This window comes from Kitasatospora sp. NPDC094015 (assembly GCF_040304075.1).
Lineage (GTDB): Bacteria > Actinomycetota > Actinomycetes > Streptomycetales > Streptomycetaceae > Kitasatospora.
On record NZ_JBEOUL010000016.1, the window covers coordinates 66365 to 85375 of the forward strand.

The window sequence follows — 19011 nt, forward strand, 5'->3', positions numbered from 1 at the left end:
CCGCGTCCCCGTCCTGGCCGACGCTGGCGGTCTCTGCCGCCCGTACCGTTCGGGCGGCCGGACGGTATAGGAGACGAGGGCCCGATGAACGAGGACCGTACCCACACCCGGCGCCGGCTGCTGCTGGGGGCCGGCGGCGCGGCCGCCGCGGTGCTGCTGGCCGCGTGCTCCAGCAGCACGAGCAGCTCGCCGAGCGGCTCGGCCAGCCCGAGCCCGTCCGCCGGCGGTTCCGGCTCCGGGTCCGGGTCGGCATCGGCCTCCGCGTCGGAATCGGCCTCGGCGTCCGCCTCCGCCACCGGATCGGCGTCCGCCTCCGCGTCCGCCAGTACGAGCCCCTCCGGGCCGGTCGGGTCGGCAACCGTCACCATCAAGGACTTCGCCTTCAGCCCGACCCCGCTCACCGTCGGCCCCGGCGCGCGGATCACGGTGACCAACCAGGACACCACCACCCACACCATGACCGCCACCGGCGGCGGCGGCTTCGACACCGGCGACCTCACGCCCGGCCAGTCCAACACCATCACCGCGCCCAGCCAGCCCGGCAGTTACCCGTACACCTGCACCATCCACCCCACCATGCACGGCACGCTGGTGGTCCAGTGACGGCCGGCGGGCCCGCGCTCAGCCGAGCGGCCTGACCCAGCGGCTCCACTGCTCCTCGGGGCGGTAGCCGGCGCCCCGCCAGAACCTCCGCCCGAGCTCGTTGCGGTCGAGCACCATGGCGTCGGCCCGCCGCCCCCCGAGCGCCTCGAACCGGGCCTCGGCCGCCGCCAGCAGGGCCGCCGCCACCCCTTGGCGGCGCTGCTCGGGGTCGACCGCGAGCCGGTACAGGTGGCAGCGCCAGCCGTCGAACCCGGCGATCACCGTGCCCACCAGGGCGCCGCCGCGCTCGGCGACCAGCAGCGCCTGCGGGTCCCGGGCGATCAGTGCGGCCACCCCGGCCGCGTCGTCGGTGATGCTGACCCCCTCGGCCGCCCGGGCCCAGAAGGCCAGCAGCGCGGGGATCAGCTCGGGGGCGGCGGTACGGACCTCGATGTCGGACATGGCGCACTGTCTACCACCGGCGGCGACCGGCGCCCCGGGAATTCCGGCGGGTGGGACAGCACGGGCGGTCGCGGTCGCGGTAGGGCTTGTCTGACAATTCGCGTCGGATGAGCGCGCGGCGGTGGGCGCCCGGCTGGGCGTGCCGGCGAAGCGTCCTCGTACTGGACGTACTTGGACGTTTCGCCGGTGCGTCCAGGCGGAGGAGGATGCCTGGGGGTACCTCCCGGCCGAAGGCTGGGGGAGCGTCGCGCGCCCGGCGGGAATTGTCAGACAAGCCCTAGCGGCGCTCGGGCGGCCGGGCGGTGCGCTCGCGCGCAGTGCGGTGCGGGCGTCGAAGGGCCGTCAGGTCGCATAGAGTCGGGCGACCGGCCCGTTGCCGTGCCGCGCGACCGCGCACCACGCCGGGGCAGGTACGAACAGTCCTGAGAAGGAGCGCCGTGCCCACCACCACCGCCTCGGTCACGGAGTTCATCGAGTCCCAGACCCGGCTCGGCACCGTCCCGTTCGTCCCGGAGGTGCGGCTGCGGCTGGCCGACGAGGCGATCGCGCTGTGGGAGCGGACCGAGACGGCGAAGGGCGAGATCGGGCTGCCGCCGCCGTTCTGGGCCTTCGCGTGGGCGGGGGGCCAGGCCGTCGCGCGGTACCTGCTCGACCATCCGGCCACCGTCGCGGGCCACCGGGTGCTGGACCTGGCCGCCGGCTCGGGGCTGGTCGCGATCGCCGCCGCGCGCTCCGGGGCCGCCTCGGTCACCGCCGCCGAGATCGACGACTACGCCGTCGCCGCGATCGCGCTCAACGCGGCGGCCAACGGCGTCACCGTCGAGGCCCGGCTCGCCGACCTGCTGGACGGCGACGGCGAAGGCGCCGAGGTGGTGCTCGCCGGGGACGTGTTCTACGAACGGGGCATGGCGCAGCGGGTCCTGCCGTTCCTTCAGCGGGCCCGGGAGCGGGGCGCGCTGGTGCTGGTCGGCGACCCCGGGCGGGCCTACCTGCCCCGGGAGCGGTTCACCGAGGTCGCCTCGTACCAGGTGCCGGTGATCGCCGACCTGGAGGACAGCGCGGTGAAAACCTCGGTGGTCTGGCAGCTGGCCTGAGGGCGCGGCACCCGCCGACGGGCGGGGCCCCGCGGACCTCACAGGGCGATCACGGGATACCTACCGGTTCGATACCGAAGCCGTTATGAGCTGCGGAAATGCTCGCCGGGGCGGGCGCCCGGCGAGTAGGCTCCGGTGAGCCTCCGGGCGCGCCGTGCCGTCGTGCCGGGCGACCCGGCGGGCGGGACTCCCGCGGCACCTCCGGCAGCGACACCCTCGCCACCGGTCGGCCGCGCACTCGGCACCGCGCGCCAGAGCTGTCGCGCGAAGCGGAAGGGCAGCGACTTGGCGGATCGGCTCACCGGAGGGGACTCCTCGCTGCTGCGTCGGATCAACGCGGCGGTCACCCTGCGGGCGTTGCGCGACGGGCGGTCCGTCACGCTCACCCAGCTGGTCGGCGACACGGGCCTGTCCCGGCCGACGGTGGAGGGCGTGATCGAGGGGCTGCTCGAATCCGGTCTGGTCGCCGAGGTCGAACACACCCAGGAGAGCGGCCGTCAACGCGGGCGCCCGGCGCGCTGGTTCCGGTTCCGGGCCGAGGCCGGGCACGTGCTGGGCGTCGAGATCGGGGTGCACGACATCCGGATCGTGCTCGCCGACCTGGCCGGCGAGGTGGTCGGCACGCACGCCCGGCCGGTCGACGAGACCCTGGAGGCCGAGGAACGGCTCGGGCTGGTCCGGTCGATGGTCGCGGACGTGCTGCGCAAGGCCGGGATCTCCCGGGACAGCCTGTGGGCGGTGGCCGTCGGCACGCCCGGGATCGTGGACCGCGAGGGCACCGTCCAGCTCGGCACGGCGATGCCCGGCTGGACGGGGCTGGACATCGGGGCGCGGCTGCGCCGCTCGTTCCGCTGCCCCGTGGTGATCGAGAACGACGCGAACCTGGCCGCCATCGCCGAGCACTGGAAGGGTGCGGCGGTCGGCAAGGGCGACGTGGTCTTCGTGATGGCCGGTCTCAGCCCCGGCGCCGGCTCGCTGATCAACGGCCGGCTGCACCGCGGCTTCGGCGGCGCGGCGGGCGAGATCGGCGCCCTGCACCTGCTCGGGCAGGAGGCCACCCCGGAGCGGCTGCTGTCCACCACCGGCAAGCCGCTGGACCCGCTGGACGAGGCCGCGGTCGCCCGGGTGCTGCGGCTGGCCCGGGAGGGCGACGAGGTGGCGCAGGTGGCCACCGACCGGTTCCTGCGGCGGCTGGTGCACGACGTGGCGGCGCTGGTGCTGGCGCTGGACCCGCAACTGGTGGTGGTCGGCGGGTGGGCGGCCGGGCTGGACGGGGTGCTGGAGCCGCTGCGCGAGCAGCTGTCGCTGTTCACGCTGCGGGCGCCCGAGGTGGCGCCGGCCGCGCTCGGGTCGGAGGTGGTGGCGATGGGGGCGCTGCGGGTGGCGCTGGACCACGTCGAGGAGCAGCTGTTCGCGGTCGACCCGCCGGCGGGCCCGGGGCGCTGAGGCGGCGCCGGAAAGCAGAGGGTCCCCCACGCGGCTGCGTGGGGGACCCTCTTTTCCGTTCCGTTCCGGGCCGCCTCGGCTCAGGAGGCCGAGCGGACCGGGGAGCCGGACTGGACCGGGGTGACCTCGACCAGGCCGGTCTCGCCGAAGGTCAGCTTGCAGGTGTCGGCGCGGTAGGTGGAGACGGCGAGCGCGACCAGCCGGCCGCCGGCGGCGTACTGGGTGGTGACCACCAGGACCGGGGTGCCCGGCGGACGCTCCAGCAGGGACGCCTGCTCGGCCTCCGCGACGCCCAGCTCGACCGAGCGGGACTCGCCGTCGACGCCGAGCCGTTCCAGCTGGCGCAGCACCGTACGGGCGCGGTCGGCCTCGCCGGAGGCGGAGCCGCCGACCAGGTGCGGCATGGCGGGCAGGCGGGGCACCGCGGCGTCCGGGACGTGCAGCGACTCGGTGGCGACCGCCACGCCCTGGACCATCCGGACCCGGCGCACGGTGTGCACGGTGGCGCCCTCGGCGATGCCGAGCGCGGTGGCCAGCTGGGCGCGGGCGGGGGCGCTGACGCAGTCGATCACCCGCCAGGCCTGGGTACGGGCGGTGCCCGGCCAGCCCTCCTCGCGGCTGTTGACCGGGACGCCGACCCGCGGCGCGGCGATCAGCGTGCCGATGCCCCGGCGGCGGACCAGCCGGCCCTCCAGCTCCAGCTGGTCGAGCGCCTGGCGCAGGGTGGCCCGGGCGACCCCGAAACGGGCGGCGAGCTCGCGCTCGTTCGGCAGGATCTGGCCGGTGGAGAACTCGGCGTCGATGGTGCGCAGCAGCACCGTGCGCAGGTGCCAGTACTTGGGCTCCGGCACCGCCGCGAGCTGTCCTTGAGCCACCGCTTGAGCCACCGTGTCCTCCACCCTGAAGGAGCGCCGCCCGTCGGCCTCCCCGGTGTTTCGGCAGGTGGGGAGGGCGGGCTTTATCCGTCCTTCTTTATTAAAGGTCTTTGCAGTAAGTGACCCTAGGGCTTGCTCGGCGAGATGGTCAAGACCAATGACGGCGGCCCGCGGAGGGCCCGCCGCGGTCCGGTACCCTCGCGGGGTGATCGTGGTTTCGACAGTGAACGTGAACGGCATCCGGGCCGCCGCCAAGAAGGGCCTGGTCGAGTGGCTGGCCGCCACCAAGGCCGATGTGGTCTGCCTGCAGGAGGTCCGGGCCGAGCAGGGCCAGATCCCGGCCGAGCTGCTGGCGCTGGAGGGCTGGCACGCGGTGTGGGCCCCGGCGGCCGCCAAGGGACGGGCCGGGGTGGCGCTGCTGTCCCGGCGCGCGCCGGAGCGCACGGTGATCGGCTTCGGCTCGACGGAGTTCGACGCCTCCGGCCGGTACGTGGAGATCGACGTGCCCGGCCTGACCGTCGCCAGCCTCTACCTGCCCTCGGGCGAGGTCGGCACCGACCGCCAGGACGAGAAGGAACGCTTCATGGCGGAGTTCCTGGACCACCTGGTCCGGCTCCGGGCGAGCGCGGCGGCCGAGGGCCGCGAGGTGGTCGTCTGCGGCGACTGGAACATCGCCCACCGCGAGGACGACCTCAAGAACTGGAAGTCCAACCAGAAGAACGCCGGCTTCCTCCCCGAGGAGCGCGCCTGGCTCACCCGCGTCCTCGACGAGGCCGGCTACGTGGACGTGGTCCGCGCCCAGCACCCGGACCAGCCCGGCCCGTACACCTGGTGGTCCTACCGCGGCCGCGCCTTCGACAACGACTCGGGCTGGCGCATCGACTACCAGATCGCCACCCCGGGCCTCGCCGCCCGGGCCGTCGAGGCGTACGTCGAGCGCGCCGCCACCCACCCGGCGCGCTGGTCCGACCACGCGCCGGTCACCGTGGTCTACGACGACCGGGCCTGACCGCGGGCGGGGGCCTTCGCGGGCCCCCGCCCCGCTACTTCCGGACCCGGAAGCGGAGCATCGTGACCGCGCCCGCCCGGGTGCTGTCGAAGGGCTCCAGGTCGATCCGGCCGAGACCCGGCGGCGCGAAGCGGACCCCGTCCCCGAGCAGCACCGGCAGGACGTACACCAGGATCTCGTCGACGAGCCCGCGCCGCAGGCACTGGGCGGCCACGTCGGCGCCGAGGATCTCCAGGGCCTTGCCGCCCGCGGCGCGGCGTGCCGTGGCGACGGCCTCCTCGATCCCGCAGCTGAGGAACGTGACGGCCGGGTCCGGTTCCTCGGGCGGCCGGTGGGTGAGGACGAACTGCGGTCCCCCGTCGTAGGTGGCGTCCTGGGCCGCCATCCGCCTGGCGACCTCGTAGGTGCCGCGGCCGACGAGCATGGCACCGGTGGCCGCCATGACCTCGGGGAACGCGTCCGGCGCCAGGGACTCGAAGACCCAGTCCATCGCGTGGTCGGGACCGGCGATGAAGCCGTCCAGCGACATCGCCCTGTTCACGACCACCTTGCCGGTGCCGGTGCTCATGTCACTCATGCGTCTTCTTTCCGCGCTCCGGAGGCCCGATGCCGCATCATAGGTCGCCCGGCCGCCGGGAAGGGCGACGGCAGGCGTCGTACACACCGGCCGAACCGGTGAACCCGGCCGTCTGACGGACGACAGCGGGCCACCGGTCACCGGTCCGGGGTGGCCTGGTGCGGCGGGCGCTTCTGTCGCTCGGTGAGCAGGCGGTTCGTGCGTTCGTGCAGGTCGCCGACACGGTCCAGCACCTGGACGCGGACGCAGAGCGAGTCGATCACGGTCATCGCGTGCGGGCTGAACCAGCCGAGCACGGCGCGCTCCTGTCCGGCCAGCGGTGCCCCGCATCCCCAGAGCTTGACCGCGTGGTCGACATCGGTGCGCAGCCCGACCCGCTCCAACTCGGCCGTCAGCGCGGCGGGATCGAGCCAGGTGTCGGCCGTTGCCGGATCACCCCCGACCAGCCGCACGGCGTATCGGATGTCCTGCACGGTCGCCGCGTCCTGCGCGCCGTTGCGGATCTGGCAGCCCCAGGCCAACGCGCCTGCGTCCGCGTCCGGGCCGATGCGGATCACCCGTACGTCGAACCCGATCATCGGGCGTATCGAGGTGGCGTACTGGGCCCGGGCGAGCAGCCCGCCGCCGGTGGCCAGCACCGCCGCGGTCGCGCGCTCGCGCGCAGGTCCCAGCGCCCGGAGGCGGTCACGGGTGCGGAACGCGAGGACATCGGGCTGCGGCGCGGATAGTCTCGTTCCGACCGATCGTCCGCCCTTTCGGAGGAACTCCCTTGACCGGTCCCGCTGTTCGACCCGCCGGCCCCGGTGATGCCGATGAGTTGCTGCGGCTGCGGGTGGCGGTGCTGGACGGGTCGCCGGTGACCGACGACTGGCGGGCCACCTTCCGGGACGACATGCGCGAGCGGCTGGGCGCTGATCCGAGCCTGCTCGCCTTCGTGGTCCCGGTCGACGCGGACACCCTCGCCGCGTGCGCCATCGGCATCGTCTACCGCGGCTACCGCGGCCCCACCCACCCCGGCGGTCTGTGGGGCCGCGTGCACACGGTGGTCACCGATCCGGCCCACCGCGGCCGCGGCCACGCCCGCGCCACCACGACCGCGCTGGTCGGCGCGCTCAGGGCGGCCGGGTGCAGCTCGATCGAGCTGCGCGCCACCGAGGCCGGCGCCCCGCTCTACCGGTCGCTGGGGTTCGGACCGCTGCCCGGCTACATGGCACTGCGCCCCGGCCCGGCGGCCGGCTGACCGGGCGGGCCGGGGCAGGGGTCAGGGCGCGGGCGGGGTAGCCGCCGGGTCGCCGGGCAGGTGGCGGGCGGTGACGCCGGCGAGCAGGAGGTCGATCCCGGCGAGGAACTGCTCGCGGTCGTCGTGCTCGCGCAGCTGGTCGGCGACGGCCCGGGTGAACGGGAAGTCGTCGGGGTCGAGGTCCTCCCAGGCCCGCGAGACGGAGTCGAGGTAGGCGGTGCGGTCCGCGCCGGGCCCGAGCACGCGGCCGTTGGCGGCGTTCTGGCCGGCGGCGCCGAGGATGTACTCCACCAGCGCCGAGGTGGCCGTGAACCAGCCGCTCCGGGGCACGCCGAGGTCGCGGATCTGCCGGCCGATGCTCTCGAAGATCCGCGGGGTGGTCGACTGGAAGGTCGTGGCGGTGAGCTGCCCCGCGATCCACGGGTGCCGGTCGATCGCGTCGAACAGGCCGAGCGCGACGGCGTGGATCCGGTCCCGCGGCGTGGCGTCCGCGGGCAGGGCGGGCTCGACGGCCAGTGCGGCCGCGACCACGGCGTCGGTGGCCGCGCCGAGCAGCTCGTCCTTGTTGGCCACGTGCCAGTAGATCGCCCCCGGCCCGGTGGCGAGGTGCTCGGACAGGGTCCGGAAGGTCAGCCCGCTCTCGCCGGCCGCCCCGAGCAGTTCGACGGCGGCCTCGACGATGCGCTCCCGGGAGAGTGCCTGGGTACGGCGCTGTGACCGGTGTGTCCGCGTTGCCATGGCTCCATCTTGACACATCTGGAGCGCCGTTCCACCATGGAAGGGCGTTCCAGAATGGAGCGGCGTTCCATTCCGGGACGCACCGAGGGGCCTCGATGCCCCCGACCCGAAGGAGCCACCATGAGCACCCACGTCACGATCATCGGCGCCGGCCTCGGCGGCCTCACCCTCGCCCGCGTCCTGCACGTCCACGGCATCCCGGTCACCGTCTACGAGGCGGAGAGCTCCCCCACGGCGCGCGCCCAGGGCGGGATGCTCGACATCCACGAGCACAACGGGCAGCCGGCGCTGGCGGCGGCGGGCCTGACCGAGGAGTTCCGCGGCCTCGTGCTGGAGGGCCGCCAGGCGATGCGGGCCCTCGCCCCGGACGGGTCGGTCCTGCTCGACGAACCGGACGACGGCGAGGGCGGTCGCCCCGAGGTGCAGCGCGGCGAGCTGCGCCGGATCCTGCTCGACTCGCTGCCGGCCGGCACCGTCCGCTGGGGCCACAAGGTCAGCGGCGTACGGTCGCTCGGCGGCGGCCGGCACGAGGTGAGCTTCGCGCACGGCGCCGGCGTCGTCACGAGCCTGCTGGTCGGCGCGGACGGCGCCTGGTCCCGGGTCCGGCCGCTGCTCTCCCCCGCGGTGCCCGCGTACGTCGGCACCTCGTACGTGGAGACCTACCTGTACGACTGCGAGGCCCGCCACCCCGCCGCCGCGAAGGCGGTCGGCGGCGGCTCGATGTTCGCGCTGGTGCCGGGGAAGGGCATCCAGGCGCACCGGGAGAGCGGGGGGACGCTGCACACCTACGTGGCGCTCGCCAGGTCGCAGGACTGGTTCGCCGCCGTCGACTTCACCGACCCCGGGGCGGCGGCCGCCCGGATCGCCCGCGAGTTCGAGGGCTGGGCGCCGGAAATCACCGCGCTGATCACCGACGGCGAGACCCCGCCGGTCCTGCGCCCCCTGCACACCCTGCCGCTGGAGCACCGGTGGGACCGCGTGCCGGGGGTCACCCTGCTCGGCGACGCCGCCCATCTGATGATCCCGTCCGGCGAGGGCGCCAACCTGGCCATGTACGACGGTGCCGAACTCGGCCGGGCCCTCGCCGCGCACCCCGACGACGTCGAGGCCGCGCTCGCGGCGTACGAGCGGGAGCTGTTCCCGCGCAGCGCGGCCGAGGCCGTCGAGGCCGTCCGGCTCCACGAGCTGATGTTCGGCGAGCAGGCACCGCACGGGCTGATCGCGGTGCTGGGCGGCGCGGGGGCCAACTCCCGGGCGTAGCAGGGGCCTTGGAGGGCCCTAGTCGTCGACGCGGGCCGGCAGGGCCCGGGTGATGCGGTCGAGCAGGTCCGTCAGCGGCTCGCCGACCTCCCGGCCGAACCCGGTGAGCCCGTAGGTCACCTGAGGGGGTGTGGTCGGCTCCACCACCCGCCACACCAGACCGTCCTGGACCAGCCCGCGCAGCGTCTGGGCGAGCATCTTCTCGCTGATGCCGCGGATCGAGTCGCGCAGCTCGAAGAAGCGGAGGTCGTTGCCCCGCAGCGAGATCAGCACCCAGACGCCCCACCTGCTGGTCACGTGGTCGACCACGTCCCGCGCGGGGCAGTCGGTGTGAAACACCTCATACCGCTTGCCCGCGTCACCGGTTCCGAGCTGCACACCTACGGTCATGTCGGGAGCTTACCCCGAGGTATGTCCTTACCGAGGGTTAGCCCGAACTCCTAACGTCGGTGCTCCGCAAGGACATCGAACGAGGAGCTGACCATGATCGTGGTGACCGGGGCGACCGGCAACGTGGGCCTGCCGCTGACGCGCGCGCTGGCCGAGGCGGGCGAGCAGGTGACGGCGGTGTCGCGGAACGCGGCGCCGGTGCCGGACGGCGTGCGGCACGTGGTGGCCGACCTGGCCGAACCGGCCGCTCTGGAGCCGGTGCTGGCCGGCGCCAAGGCGCTGTTCGTGCTGCTCTCCGGCAACCTGCACGGCCCCGGGACGGGCCCGGCGGACCTGGTCGGCCGGGCCGCGGCCGCCGGGGTGCGCCGGATCGTGCTGCTCTCCACCCAGGGCGTGTCCACCAGGCCGTTCGGCCCGACCCGGATCGCCGTGCGCGCCCTGGAGGACGTGGTCCGCGGGTCCGGGACGGAGTGGTCCGTCCTGCGGCCGGGCGGCTTCGCCTCCAACGCCCTGTGGTGGGCCGAATCCGTCCGGACCCGGCGGCTGGTGGCCGCGCCGTTCGGCGACACCGGGGTGCCGGTCATCGACCCGGCGGACATCGCCGAGGTCGCGGCGGCCTGCCTGCTGGACGAGCGGCACGCCGGCGCCACCTACGACCTGACCGGCCCGGAGGTGATCACCCCGCGCGGGCAGACCCAGGCCCTCGCCGCCGCGCTGGGCGTGCCGCTGGAGTTCCACGAGCTCAGCCACGACGAGGCGAAGGCCGGGATGGCCCGGAGCATGCCGGCGGAGCTCGCCGAGGACACGCTGGCGATCCTCGGCGCCCCGACCGAGGCCGAGCTGCGGATCGGCCCGGCCGTCGAGCAGGTGCTCGGCCGGGCGCCGCGGTCCTTCGCCGACTGGGCGGCCCGCAACGTCGCCGCGTTCCGCTGAGGGACGCCGGCCGGCCGGCGGCTGCCGGTCGCACCGTCAGGCCGGCACGCTGATCCAGTAGTAGAGGCCGTCCCCGCGGTCGGCCGCGTCGCGGGCGATCCCGGTCAGCTCGGTCAGCACCTGGGCGAGCAGCTCGGCGGCGTCGGCGTCACCCTGGACGGCGTCGGAGGCCGCCCAGGCGGCGGCGACGGCCGGCACGGCCTCGGGGGCGAGCCCGGCGAGCGCATCGCGGAACGCGCCGGTGAACGCGTGGCACACCGTCCGGCCGTCGTCGCTGGAGTTCACGAACGCGCCGTACGGCGGGTCGGCCTCGACGGCCTGGGCGGGCCGGCCGGATATCAGGCTGTCGAGCACCGGCGTGTGGAGCTCCGGGTCCAACCCGGTCAGCACCAGCTGGTCGTACCCGGCGCCCATCTCCTCCAGGGTGTCGTGCTCGACCGCGTCGGCCGCGTGGGCGTCGTCGGTGGCGGCGTAGTAGCCGTAGTGGATCGTCATGGGGTTGATCATGGCAGGCGCCGCAGACGCCCGGCGCACGCCTCCGGCCCCGGTGACGACCGGGCCAAGGACGGCAAGGGACGGTCGTGCTCGTCCTGTTCCGGGGCCGCGCGCGGGGGCTGACGTCGCGTGATCCGCGGGGGCGGGAGGCCGCGCGCGGGCCGGGCCGTCAGGGGCGGAGGCGTTCGAGCTCGTCCGCCCGGCGGTGGTCCTTGGGGCGGCCGATGACGCGGCGCATGGCGACCAGGTCGTCGAGCGTCACGTACCGGACGGTGAGGCCGGACGGGTCGGCGGCGGTGAGGGCCCGGCCGAGGATCGCGGCGGTGTCGAGCCCGCCCCAGGGCAGCGCCGTGGTGCAGAGGTCGCCGCTCGCGCCGGTGGCCCGGTACGCGCCCTGCGGCCGGTCGAGTTCGGGCAGCTCGGTGCAGCCGGCGGCGGCGAGCGCGGTGCGCAGCGCGTCGGCCTCGGCCGGGCTGCCGTCCCAGAGGAGGTCCAGGTCGCCGGTCAGCTCGACGGAGCCGTGCAGGATGCCCGCGACCTGGCCGACCACCACGGCCCGGGAGCCGGCCGCGGCCAGCGCGCCCAGCAGCGGGAACGGGTCGAAGCCGAGGGCGCCGTCGGTGGCGAAGGTGCCCCGGTGAACGTCGGCCTGCTCGGGGCGCAGGCCGGAGGCCCGGCGGTCGCGGGTGGCCTCGGCGGTGCGGCGGACGGCCTCGCGCAGCCGGGCGACGGGAAGATCGTTCATCCCGCCATCCAACACCCGGGCCGCCCCGCGCGGGCCCGGTCCCCGGGATCCGGGCGGACCCCCGTCGGCGGGGCGGACCGGCCGGGGCGGCCCGTAGAGTTGGCCGGGGTGTGCCGCGAGCAGGCACGGGCAACTGGGCCGACGAGGACGGGAGCGGCGGACATGCCGGACGGGAGCGACGCGGGCGACACCAGGCGGCCGCACGGCGAGCTGGTGGCCGATGTGCTCGCCGTGCTCTGGGCGGCGCCGGAGCCGCTGACCGCCGCCCAGGTCAAGGACGCGCTCGGCGGCCGGCTGGCCCGCACGACGGTGACGACCATCCTCACCCGCATGCACGAGAAGGGGACGCTGCGCCGCGAACGCGCGGGCCGCGGCTTCGTCTACTCCCCCGTGCACGACGCGGCCGGCCTGACCGCCGAGCGGATGCACCGGGAGCTGCACCGCGACCCGCACCCGGGCCTGGTGCTGGAGCGCTTCGTCTCCGCCCTCTCCCCGGACGACGAGCAGGTGCTGCGCCGCCTGCTGCGGTCGGCCGGGGCGACGTCCGAGGAGGACGCCGGGTGAACCTGCTCGTGGTGCTGCTGGTGGTGGTGGCCCTGGTGTGGCCGTGGGCCGCCGTCCCCGCGGCCCGCCGGCTGGCGGGCCTGCTGCCGCCGAAGGCCGCCGCCCTGACCCTCGCCGGCTCGGCCGTCCTGCTGGCCGGGAGCACGGTGTGGGCGCTGGGCGGTCTGGTCGCGGGCGGGCTGCTGCACCTGCAGTTGCTCGCCGAGGACGGCGGTGTGGCGAAGTCCTGGGCGGCCGACGGTTCGCCGGTCACCCTGGCGGTCGCCGGGGCCGGGCTCGCCGTCCTGCTGGTCGTGCTGGGGCTGATGGTGCGGCTGTGGCGCCGGCAGCGCGCGCTGCTCGAACGGACCTGGCGGACCGTGGAGGGTCAGCCCGACGCGGCGGACCTGGTGGTGGTCCCGGGCGGTGCCCCGGACGCCTTCGCGCTCCCCGGCCACCGCGGCCGGCCGGGCCGGATCGTGGTGACCGCGGGGATGCTGCGCGGCCTCGACGCCCCCGCCCGTGACGTGCTGCTCGCCCACGAGCGGGCCCATCTCGCCGGGCGTCACCACCTGCTCGCCCGCACCGTGCAGCTGGCCTCGGCCGCGCATCCCGCCGTCCGCGCGCTGGCGCCGGAGCTCTCCTTCCAGCTGGAGCGGTGGGCGGACGAGGACGCCGCCGCGGCGGTCGGCGACCGGAAGCTGGCGGCCACGGCCGTCGCCCGGGCGGCACTGGCGGCCTCCTCCGCGCAGCGGCGCCCGAGCCTGCTGCCGGCGATCGGCACCGGCCCCGTCCCCCGCCGGGTGGGCGCGCTGCTCGGCCCGGCGCCCGGGCTGCCGCGCGGGCGGGGCCTGCGGGCGGCGGCGGGCGCGCTGCTCGCGGTGGTCGCCCTCTCGTCCGTGCTGAGCTCCGGTTCCGCGTACGGGCTGCACGAGTACGTCGAGCGGGTGCAGGAGATCGTCGGGCGGTAGGGCGCCGCCGACCGCCGGTGGAGCGCTACGGCGCCGGCCGTCCGACCGCGCACTGCGCGGTCTCGATGTTCTCGTGCAGGTCCCCGGTCGCCTCCACCGTCGCCGCCGCGGACCCCAGCAGGCACAGCAGCAGCACCGCAGTGGCCCGACCCGCGACCGGGCGGGCCGGGGCCACCGGTGCGAGCAGGGCCGCCATCCGGCGGGGCACCGGCCCGGCGGTGGCCGCGAACGCCCCGGCCGGGCGGCGGGCCGCCGGTGCGGCGCCCGCGGCGAGCGCGGCCCGGCCCACCGCGCGGGCCACCAGGCGGCGGTCCCCCACCGTGCGCGCCGCGACCTCGTCCGCCCAGCGCTCCGCCTGGTAGGCGAGCGGTCGGCGGAGCCCGCGCAGGGCCGGGTGCAGGCAGGCCGCGAGGTCGGCAGTGACCGCCAGCAGGTGGTGGTGGCCGGCCAGGTGGGCGCGTTCGTGGGCGAGCAGCACCGCGCGTTCGTCGTCGTCCAGGGCGCGCAGCATGCCGGTGGTCACCACCACGAGGCCGGAGCGTCCCGGTCGGCCGCGGCGGCCCGGCCGGCCGGGGAGCGCGTAGGCGTCGGCGCCGTCGTCGGCGAGCACGACCACGTCGCCGGCGCGGGAGACGGCCGTGCGGCGGATCTCGGTGTGGAGGTGGCGCAGGCGGTGGCGGTGCAGCGTGCGCAGCGCGGCCCAGCCGATGGCCAGGCAGCCGGGGACGGCCGCGGTGCCGAGCGCGAGCGCGGCGGGCCCGTCCGGCAGCAGGGCGGGCGAGAGGTGACCGAGCGCCGCCACCGCGGGCAGGTGCAGCAGCGCGGCGGCGGCGAGCAGCGCCGTCGCCGCGGCCGCCGGCACGCCCGCGAGGGCGGCGCAGCCGGCGAGCAGCAGGGCGGCGGGTCGGGGTGGCAGGAGCGCGGCGAGGCGTCGCGCGGCGGGGACGGTGATCCAGGGCAGCAGCAGTGGCGCCCAGACCGCCCAGGTCACCGCCGCTCCTGCGGGGCGGGGGGCGATTCCAGCAGCGCGCGCACCAGTTGCTCGTCGTCGGAGCTCAGCCGGGAGATGAAGCGGGCGAGCGTGCCGGGGCGGTCGCCGCCGCGGTCCAGCTCGGTGTGCATCCGGTGCGCGGTGAGGGCGGCGGGGTCCTCGACGGCGGGGCTGTAGGCGAAGCCGCGGCCGTGGCGGGTCCGCCGTACGGTGCCCTTGTCGTGCAGCCGGGACAGGATGGTGGCGACGGTGGTGCGGGCGGGCTCGCCGGGGAGGGCCTGTTGCACCTCGGGCCCGGTCAGCGGGCGTCCGGCGGCCCACAAGGCGGCCAGCACGGCGCCCTCGAGTTCGCCGGCCTGGCGGCGTACCGCCTCTGTCACCGGGCACCTCGCCTTCCGTCCGCGATGTCGGCACCGACGTGACCGACGTCGGAGTGTAGTGCAGCTCAGGGTACGGGGGTGGCCCGGATCAGCCGGCGCCGTGCCGCGGCGGGTCGGCGGCCGGCGTGCCGCGCGGGTCGGCGGTGGCGCACACCCGGCGCAGCAGCGCGTTGAGTTGGGCCCGCTCGCCGCGGGTGAGCCGGGTCAGCAGGTCGTCCTGCACGGCGGCGACCTCGGCGTAGAGCGCGTCGAGGGCGACCCGTCCGGCCGGGGTGATCAGGACCACCTGCTGGCGGTCGCCGAACTGCACCTGGAGGTGGTCCACCAGGCCGGCGGCCCGCAGGTCGTCGAGGGTGCGCAGGGTCTCGGCGCGGTCGGTGTCGGCACGGGCGACCAGGTCGGGCCTGGCGTGCGGGCCGAGTTCGGCGAGGGTGGAGAGGATCGCGAGCTGGGCGGGGCTGCGGCCCTGCGCGTCGAGCCGCTCGGCCAGCCGCCGGCGGGCCCGGTCACCCGCCAGGGACAGCAGGTGGACGGTCTGCTGGAGCGGACTGGAGGAGCCCTTCCGCCCGTCGTACATCCGAACTCCGTCCCTACCGGCCGACTCCGTGCTGCGGCGGCCCCGGCGTACGGCAGCCGGACCGGCGCGGGTCTGCGGGCGCGGGAGCCGGTGCCGGAGCCCGGGGGCGCTCCTGATGTCGACATTACTGTAGACCGTCGGCGCCGGGCTACCCACGGGGGCGGCCGGTCCCCGGGCCCGGGGGTGCCGGCTACGGGCCGGCCGGGCCGGTCTGGGCCGTCGCGCGGCCGAGGGTGCGGTCGAAGACGGTGAGCAGCAGGGAGAGGACGCCCGCGCCGAGCATGATCCAGGCCAGCTGGTGCATGCCGCCGCTGTCCGCGCGCGGCCCGAAGGAGGCGGCGGCGGTCGCGGAGGCGACCATCGAGCCGAGGTAGACGAAGGTCCGCAGCAGGCCGGCGGAGGAGGCGGTGCGGTCGGGATCGGCCTGGACGTAGACGGAGTTCTGCAGCGCCAGGCTGTTCAACCCCTGCGGCACGCCGAAGACCAGGGCGACCAGCACCACCGCCCACACCGGACTGCCGGCGGTGAGCGTCAGCATCACCCCGCAGGCGACGATCTGCCCGAGCGCGCCGACCAGCAGCTTGCCGCGCACGCCCCGGCGCCGCCCGGACAGCACCGAGACCCCGATCGCGACCAGGAACATCGGGATCTGCACCAGCCCGGCGTGCAGCGGCGACAGCCCGTAGCCCTGCTCGGTCCACTGGGTGAAGCCGTAGAGGAAGGAGTACGCCACCACGTAGGCGACCAGCGCGCGGGCGTAGGTGGCCAGCAGCGGGCCGTTGCCGGCGAGCACCCGCAGGTCGATGAACGGGCCAGGGGTCCGCAACTCCCGTACCGCGAAGGCGGCGCCCGCGGCGGCGGTGATCAGCGGCAGGTACCAGTCGCGCAGGTGCAGGTTCATCAGGAACAGCAGCAGCGAGACCAGCGTCGCGGCGAACAGCCCCATGCCGGGCAGGTCGAGCGCCGGGCGCTCGGTCGCACCGGTCGGCGCGGCACCGCTCTCCTTGGGCAGCCGCAGCAGGCCGAGCACGACGGCGGTGGCGGCCAGCGGCACGTTCAGCGCCACGGTGGCGCGCCAGCCGCCCAGCCCGATCAGCAGGCCGCCGAGCAGCGGGCCGATCACGGCGATGGTCTGGTTGGCGACCGCGAGTGCGGTGAGCACCCCGGCGGGGCTGTCCCGCCCGGTGCGCCTGGCCTCGCTGCGCAGCAGGGCCATCGCGGCCGGATAGCCGGCGCAGGTGCCGAAGCCGAGCAGGACCCGCGAGGCGATCAGCACCCCGAGGTCGGGGGCCAGCGTGCCGATCAGCCCGGCGAGCCCGACCAGACCGGTGCTGAGCAGGTAGAGCCGGCGCGGGCCGAAGAGGTCGATCAGCCGGCCGACCACCGGCTGCCCGAGCGCGGTGGCCAGGTAGAGCGCCGACACCAGCCAGGCGGTACGGGCGGGGGGCGCGCCCAGCGCGACGCCGATCGGGACCAGCGTGACGGCGATGATCGTCGAGTTGATCGGGTTCAGCACCGAGCCCAGCAGCATCGGTGGCAGCAGCCGCCGGTCGAAGCCCGCGGGCGCCGTCCGTTCGCGCCGGGCCGTGCTCAGCTCAGTCATGGGTCAGGCGCTCCAGTACGGCCATGGCGGCGATCACGGTCCGCCGCTCGTCCTCGGTGCACCGCTGCTGCAACCGCCCGGCGAGCCACTCCTGCCGGGCCTGCCGACCCTCCTCCACCCGGCGCTGCCCCTCGGGGGTCAGCGCGATCAGCAGCCGGCGTCCGTCGGCGGGGTCGGGCCGTCGGTCGACCAGCCCGAGGGTGGCCAGCGCGGCCACCGTCGAGGTCATGGACTGGTGGCGCACGCCCTCGACGGAGGCGAGTTCGCTGGCCGTGACGCCGGGCCGGTCGGCGAGCCGGGCCAGCACGGACGCCTGGCCGAGGGTGATGTCCTCGGCCTCCGCGGCCCTGAGGATCCGGCGGCGCAGCCGGCTGATGACCGCACGGACCTCACGGGAGGCCTGGACGGCGGAGGGCGACGGGCGCGGGCTCGGGTTCACCCATCCCAGCCTAGGACCGACAGGCTCGACTGTACAGTTTCACCTGCACAGCCCGGACTGCGGTCGGCCGGGCCGACCAGCGGCTCGTCAGCCGAGGGTCAGTCGCGGGTCAGGACACCTCGGCATCCTGGAGGCACGCCAGGGGAGTTCGCGCCGCCCCTGGCCCAGGGAGAGGTGCCCGGAGCGGCTGATCGGGTGCCAGGCCGGCAACGGCCGAGCAGGGTCCGTACGGGCCCGCGCAGGTTCGAATCCTGCCCTCTCCGCCGGTCCGGCCCCCGCGCCGCTAGGGCTTGTCTGACAATTCGCGTCGGATGAGCGCGCGGCGGTGGGCGCCCGGCTGGGCGTGCCGGCGAAGCGTCCTCGTACTGGACGTACTTGGACGTTTCGCCGGTGCGTCCAGCCGGGATGCCCGGCGTCGCGCGCCCGGCGGGAATTGTCAGACAAGCCCTAGCTTGCGCCGCCGATCCCCGGGGCGACGAAGCGGCGGTGGAGGGGGCGGAAGGAGGTCTCGGGGACGCCGGCGATGCCGGCCTGCTGGACGGCGGGGGCCAGGCGCTGCGAGAGGAACGCCTCGAAGGCCTGCTGGGACTCCCACACGTCGACCACGTGCAGGCCCTCCGGGTCGAACCAGGCCACGTGGACCTGGCCGCCGGCCGCCGGGACCTCCTCCCAGTCGACGGCGTCCCGCACCGCGTCGTACTGCTCGGGTGTGACCCCGGCCCAGTGCATCGACATCACCACAGCCATGTTCTCGTCCCCTTCGCTCCGTCACCGCGTACCGGTCCCGCCCAGCAAACAATCCCCACCGGCGTGTCGCACTCCCAGGACGCCCAACGGTGTCGCCCGGGCCGGACCCGGACACCCCCGGCACCCGGTCGGCGGGCTGGGGCACAATGGCTCCCGATCGGCCGGGACGAGGTGACGGAGGCGGCGGCGTGGTGCGGTGGCAGGGGATCGACTTCACCGTGGACGGCCGGGAGCCGGCCACGGCCGAGGAGTACTACCGGATCGGCCTGCACTGCTGGAACGGCACCACGCACCGCGACGCCGCCGCCTTCTTCCTGGCGCCGGCCGCCGACGCCGGACACGGCGCGGCCGTCGAACTCCTCGGGCACATCGACTTCACGCAGGGGCGGTACGCGAGCGCGGTGCCCCGGCTGCGGCAGTGCACGGACTCCCCGCGGGCCGCCCATTACCTGGCCACGCTCCACCACCAGGGGTGCCCGCAGGCGGGGATCGCCCGGTCGTTGGACGAGGCCGCCCGCTGGTACCGGATCGCCGCCGACCGTGGCGAGCCCGAGGCGATGCTCGCGCTCGGCGAGCTGTACCTGGAGCGCCTGCTGCCGTTGTCGCGGAGCCCGGCAGCGCACGCCCTGGAGCACTTCCTCGCGGCGGCGGGCCGCAACCACCCGTACGGGCAGTACCGGGCGGCCGAGGTGTACCGCACGCTGTTCCAGGACGTCGAGCGGGCGAGCGCGCTGTACCGGGCGTGCGTGGACAATCCGCTGACCCGGCGGCACGCGCTCGGGTCGATGATGGTCCTGCAGAGCGAGGCGCACCTGCGGGAGTCGGCGGCGGCTCGGACGGCCGCCCTGCACCAGCAGCGGCGGGACGCGGTCAACCCGGCCCACCACCGCGGCGACTTCTACTGACCGTCGACG

At 75.7% G+C, this 19011-nt stretch carries 24 protein-coding genes and 1 tRNA gene; 11 read left to right on the plus strand and 14 right to left on the minus strand.

Going from position 1 to position 19011, the window contains the following annotated elements:
- The first annotated feature begins 84 nt into the window (after positions 1-84).
- Positions 85-603 carry a cupredoxin domain-containing protein gene (locus ABT014_RS20215; protein ID WP_350640359.1) on the plus strand — a complete coding sequence of 173 codons (519 nt, stop codon included), beginning with the start codon at positions 85-87 and terminating at the stop codon, positions 601-603.
- Positions 604-621: 18 nt separating this feature from the next.
- Here the strand turns inward: ABT014_RS20215 and ABT014_RS20220 are convergent, their stop codons facing one another.
- Entirely contained in the window at positions 622-1044 is a 423-nt protein-coding gene (locus ABT014_RS20220; protein ID WP_350640360.1) for a GNAT family N-acetyltransferase, read from the minus strand.
- A 437-nt stretch (positions 1045-1481) separates the two neighbouring features.
- On the opposite strand from ABT014_RS20220, the gene ABT014_RS20225 reads away from it, so the two are divergent.
- Positions 1482-2138, plus strand: coding sequence for a class I SAM-dependent methyltransferase (locus ABT014_RS20225; RefSeq protein WP_350640361.1), 657 nt, complete (start codon positions 1482-1484; stop codon positions 2136-2138).
- A gap of 285 nt (positions 2139-2423) precedes the next feature.
- Entirely contained in the window at positions 2424-3584 is a 1161-nt protein-coding gene (locus ABT014_RS20230) for an ROK family protein (RefSeq protein WP_350640362.1), read from the plus strand.
- Positions 3585-3664: 80 nt separating this feature from the next.
- On the opposite strand, the gene ABT014_RS20235 is transcribed toward ABT014_RS20230, so the two are convergent.
- Positions 3665-4459: a GntR family transcriptional regulator gene (locus ABT014_RS20235; RefSeq protein WP_350640363.1), complete on the minus strand. Its 795-nt coding sequence runs from the start codon at positions 4457-4459 to the stop codon at positions 3665-3667.
- 205 nt (positions 4460-4664) lie between these two features.
- On the opposite strand from ABT014_RS20235, the gene ABT014_RS20240 reads away from it, so the two are divergent.
- Entirely contained in the window at positions 4665-5468 is an 804-nt protein-coding gene (locus ABT014_RS20240; RefSeq protein WP_350640364.1) for an exodeoxyribonuclease III, read from the plus strand.
- 34 nt (positions 5469-5502) lie between these two features.
- On the opposite strand, the gene ABT014_RS20245 is transcribed toward ABT014_RS20240, so the two are convergent.
- Together ABT014_RS20245 and ABT014_RS20250 are read right to left on the minus strand one after the other, a co-directional pair.
- A complete protein-coding gene (locus ABT014_RS20245; protein WP_350640365.1) occupies positions 5503-6045 on the minus strand; it encodes a dihydrofolate reductase family protein in 543 nt (180 codons plus the stop codon).
- Between the two features lie 137 nt (positions 6046-6182).
- Positions 6183-6683, minus strand: coding sequence for a hypothetical protein (locus ABT014_RS20250; protein WP_350640366.1), 501 nt, complete (start codon positions 6681-6683; stop codon positions 6183-6185).
- Between the two features lie 131 nt (positions 6684-6814).
- Here ABT014_RS20250 and ABT014_RS20255 point away from each other — a divergent pair, with 131 nt between their 5' ends.
- Positions 6815-7285, plus strand: coding sequence for a GNAT family N-acetyltransferase (locus ABT014_RS20255; protein WP_350640367.1), 471 nt, complete (start codon positions 6815-6817; stop codon positions 7283-7285).
- 21 nt (positions 7286-7306) lie between these two features.
- On the opposite strand, the gene ABT014_RS20260 is transcribed toward ABT014_RS20255, so the two are convergent.
- The gene (locus ABT014_RS20260) at positions 7307-8023 is read right to left on the minus strand and encodes a TetR/AcrR family transcriptional regulator (protein ID WP_350640368.1); all 717 of its coding nucleotides are present in this window, start codon (positions 8021-8023) and stop codon (positions 7307-7309) included.
- A 120-nt stretch (positions 8024-8143) separates the two neighbouring features.
- On the opposite strand from ABT014_RS20260, the gene ABT014_RS20265 reads away from it, so the two are divergent.
- A complete protein-coding gene (locus ABT014_RS20265; RefSeq protein ID WP_350640369.1) occupies positions 8144-9283 on the plus strand; it encodes an FAD-dependent oxidoreductase in 1140 nt (379 codons plus the stop codon).
- Positions 9284-9301: 18 nt separating this feature from the next.
- Here ABT014_RS20265 and ABT014_RS20270 read toward each other — a convergent pair whose 3' ends face one another.
- On the minus strand, positions 9302-9673 hold the full coding sequence (locus ABT014_RS20270; protein WP_350640370.1) for a winged helix-turn-helix transcriptional regulator: 372 nt from the start codon (positions 9671-9673) through the stop codon (positions 9302-9304).
- A gap of 93 nt (positions 9674-9766) precedes the next feature.
- Here ABT014_RS20270 and ABT014_RS20275 point away from each other — a divergent pair, with 93 nt between their 5' ends.
- The gene (locus ABT014_RS20275) at positions 9767-10606 is read left to right on the plus strand and encodes an SDR family oxidoreductase (protein WP_350640371.1); all 840 of its coding nucleotides are present in this window, start codon (positions 9767-9769) and stop codon (positions 10604-10606) included.
- Between the two features lie 36 nt (positions 10607-10642).
- Here the strand turns inward: ABT014_RS20275 and ABT014_RS20280 are convergent, their stop codons facing one another.
- Both ABT014_RS20280 and ABT014_RS20285 read right to left on the minus strand, forming a co-directional pair.
- Positions 10643-11101 carry a hypothetical protein gene (locus ABT014_RS20280; protein WP_350640372.1) on the minus strand — a complete coding sequence of 153 codons (459 nt, stop codon included), beginning with the start codon at positions 11099-11101 and terminating at the stop codon, positions 10643-10645.
- Between the two features lie 169 nt (positions 11102-11270).
- Positions 11271-11846 (minus strand): hypothetical protein, encoded by a 576-nt coding sequence (locus tag ABT014_RS20285; RefSeq protein ID WP_350640373.1) that lies wholly within the window; start codon positions 11844-11846, stop codon positions 11271-11273.
- Positions 11847-12008: 162 nt separating this feature from the next.
- Here ABT014_RS20285 and ABT014_RS20290 point away from each other — a divergent pair, with 162 nt between their 5' ends.
- Together ABT014_RS20290 and ABT014_RS20295 are read left to right on the plus strand one after the other, a co-directional pair.
- Entirely contained in the window at positions 12009-12410 is a 402-nt protein-coding gene (locus ABT014_RS20290) for a BlaI/MecI/CopY family transcriptional regulator (RefSeq protein WP_350640374.1), read from the plus strand.
- The gene (locus ABT014_RS20295; protein ID WP_350640375.1) at positions 12407-13360 is read left to right on the plus strand and encodes a M56 family metallopeptidase; all 954 of its coding nucleotides are present in this window, start codon (positions 12407-12409) and stop codon (positions 13358-13360) included. The genes ABT014_RS20290 and ABT014_RS20295 overlap by 4 nt, the downstream gene beginning before the upstream one ends.
- Before the next feature lie 25 nt (positions 13361-13385).
- Here the strand turns inward: ABT014_RS20295 and ABT014_RS20300 are convergent, their stop codons facing one another.
- From ABT014_RS20300 to ABT014_RS20320, 5 genes are all read right to left on the minus strand, one after another.
- A complete protein-coding gene (locus tag ABT014_RS20300) occupies positions 13386-14351 on the minus strand; it encodes a M48 family metalloprotease (protein ID WP_350640376.1) in 966 nt (321 codons plus the stop codon).
- Positions 14348-14731 (minus strand): BlaI/MecI/CopY family transcriptional regulator, encoded by a 384-nt coding sequence (locus ABT014_RS20305; RefSeq protein ID WP_350640377.1) that lies wholly within the window; start codon positions 14729-14731, stop codon positions 14348-14350. The genes ABT014_RS20300 and ABT014_RS20305 overlap by 4 nt, the downstream gene beginning before the upstream one ends.
- Before the next feature lie 88 nt (positions 14732-14819).
- Positions 14820-15308 carry a MarR family winged helix-turn-helix transcriptional regulator gene (locus ABT014_RS20310; RefSeq protein ID WP_350640378.1) on the minus strand — a complete coding sequence of 163 codons (489 nt, stop codon included), beginning with the start codon at positions 15306-15308 and terminating at the stop codon, positions 14820-14822.
- Between the two features lie 190 nt (positions 15309-15498).
- Positions 15499-16911: an MFS transporter gene (locus ABT014_RS20315; protein ID WP_350640379.1), complete on the minus strand. Its 1413-nt coding sequence runs from the start codon at positions 16909-16911 to the stop codon at positions 15499-15501.
- Complete coding sequence (locus ABT014_RS20320) at positions 16904-17350, minus strand: MarR family winged helix-turn-helix transcriptional regulator (protein ID WP_350640380.1); 447 nt, start codon at positions 17348-17350, stop codon at positions 16904-16906. The genes ABT014_RS20315 and ABT014_RS20320 overlap by 8 nt, the downstream gene beginning before the upstream one ends.
- A 168-nt stretch (positions 17351-17518) precedes the next feature.
- Here ABT014_RS20320 and ABT014_RS20325 point away from each other — a divergent pair.
- A tRNA-Cys gene (locus ABT014_RS20325) sits at positions 17519-17613 on the plus strand.
- 184 nt (positions 17614-17797) lie between these two features.
- Here the strand turns inward: ABT014_RS20325 and ABT014_RS20330 are convergent.
- Positions 17798-18097 carry a hypothetical protein gene (locus tag ABT014_RS20330; protein WP_350640381.1) on the minus strand — a complete coding sequence of 100 codons (300 nt, stop codon included), beginning with the start codon at positions 18095-18097 and terminating at the stop codon, positions 17798-17800.
- A 188-nt stretch (positions 18098-18285) separates the two neighbouring features.
- Between ABT014_RS20330 and ABT014_RS20335 the strand changes: the two genes are divergently transcribed.
- A complete protein-coding gene (locus ABT014_RS20335) occupies positions 18286-19002 on the plus strand; it encodes a tetratricopeptide repeat protein (RefSeq protein WP_350640382.1) in 717 nt (238 codons plus the stop codon).
- Positions 19003-19011: the final 9 nt, after the last annotated feature.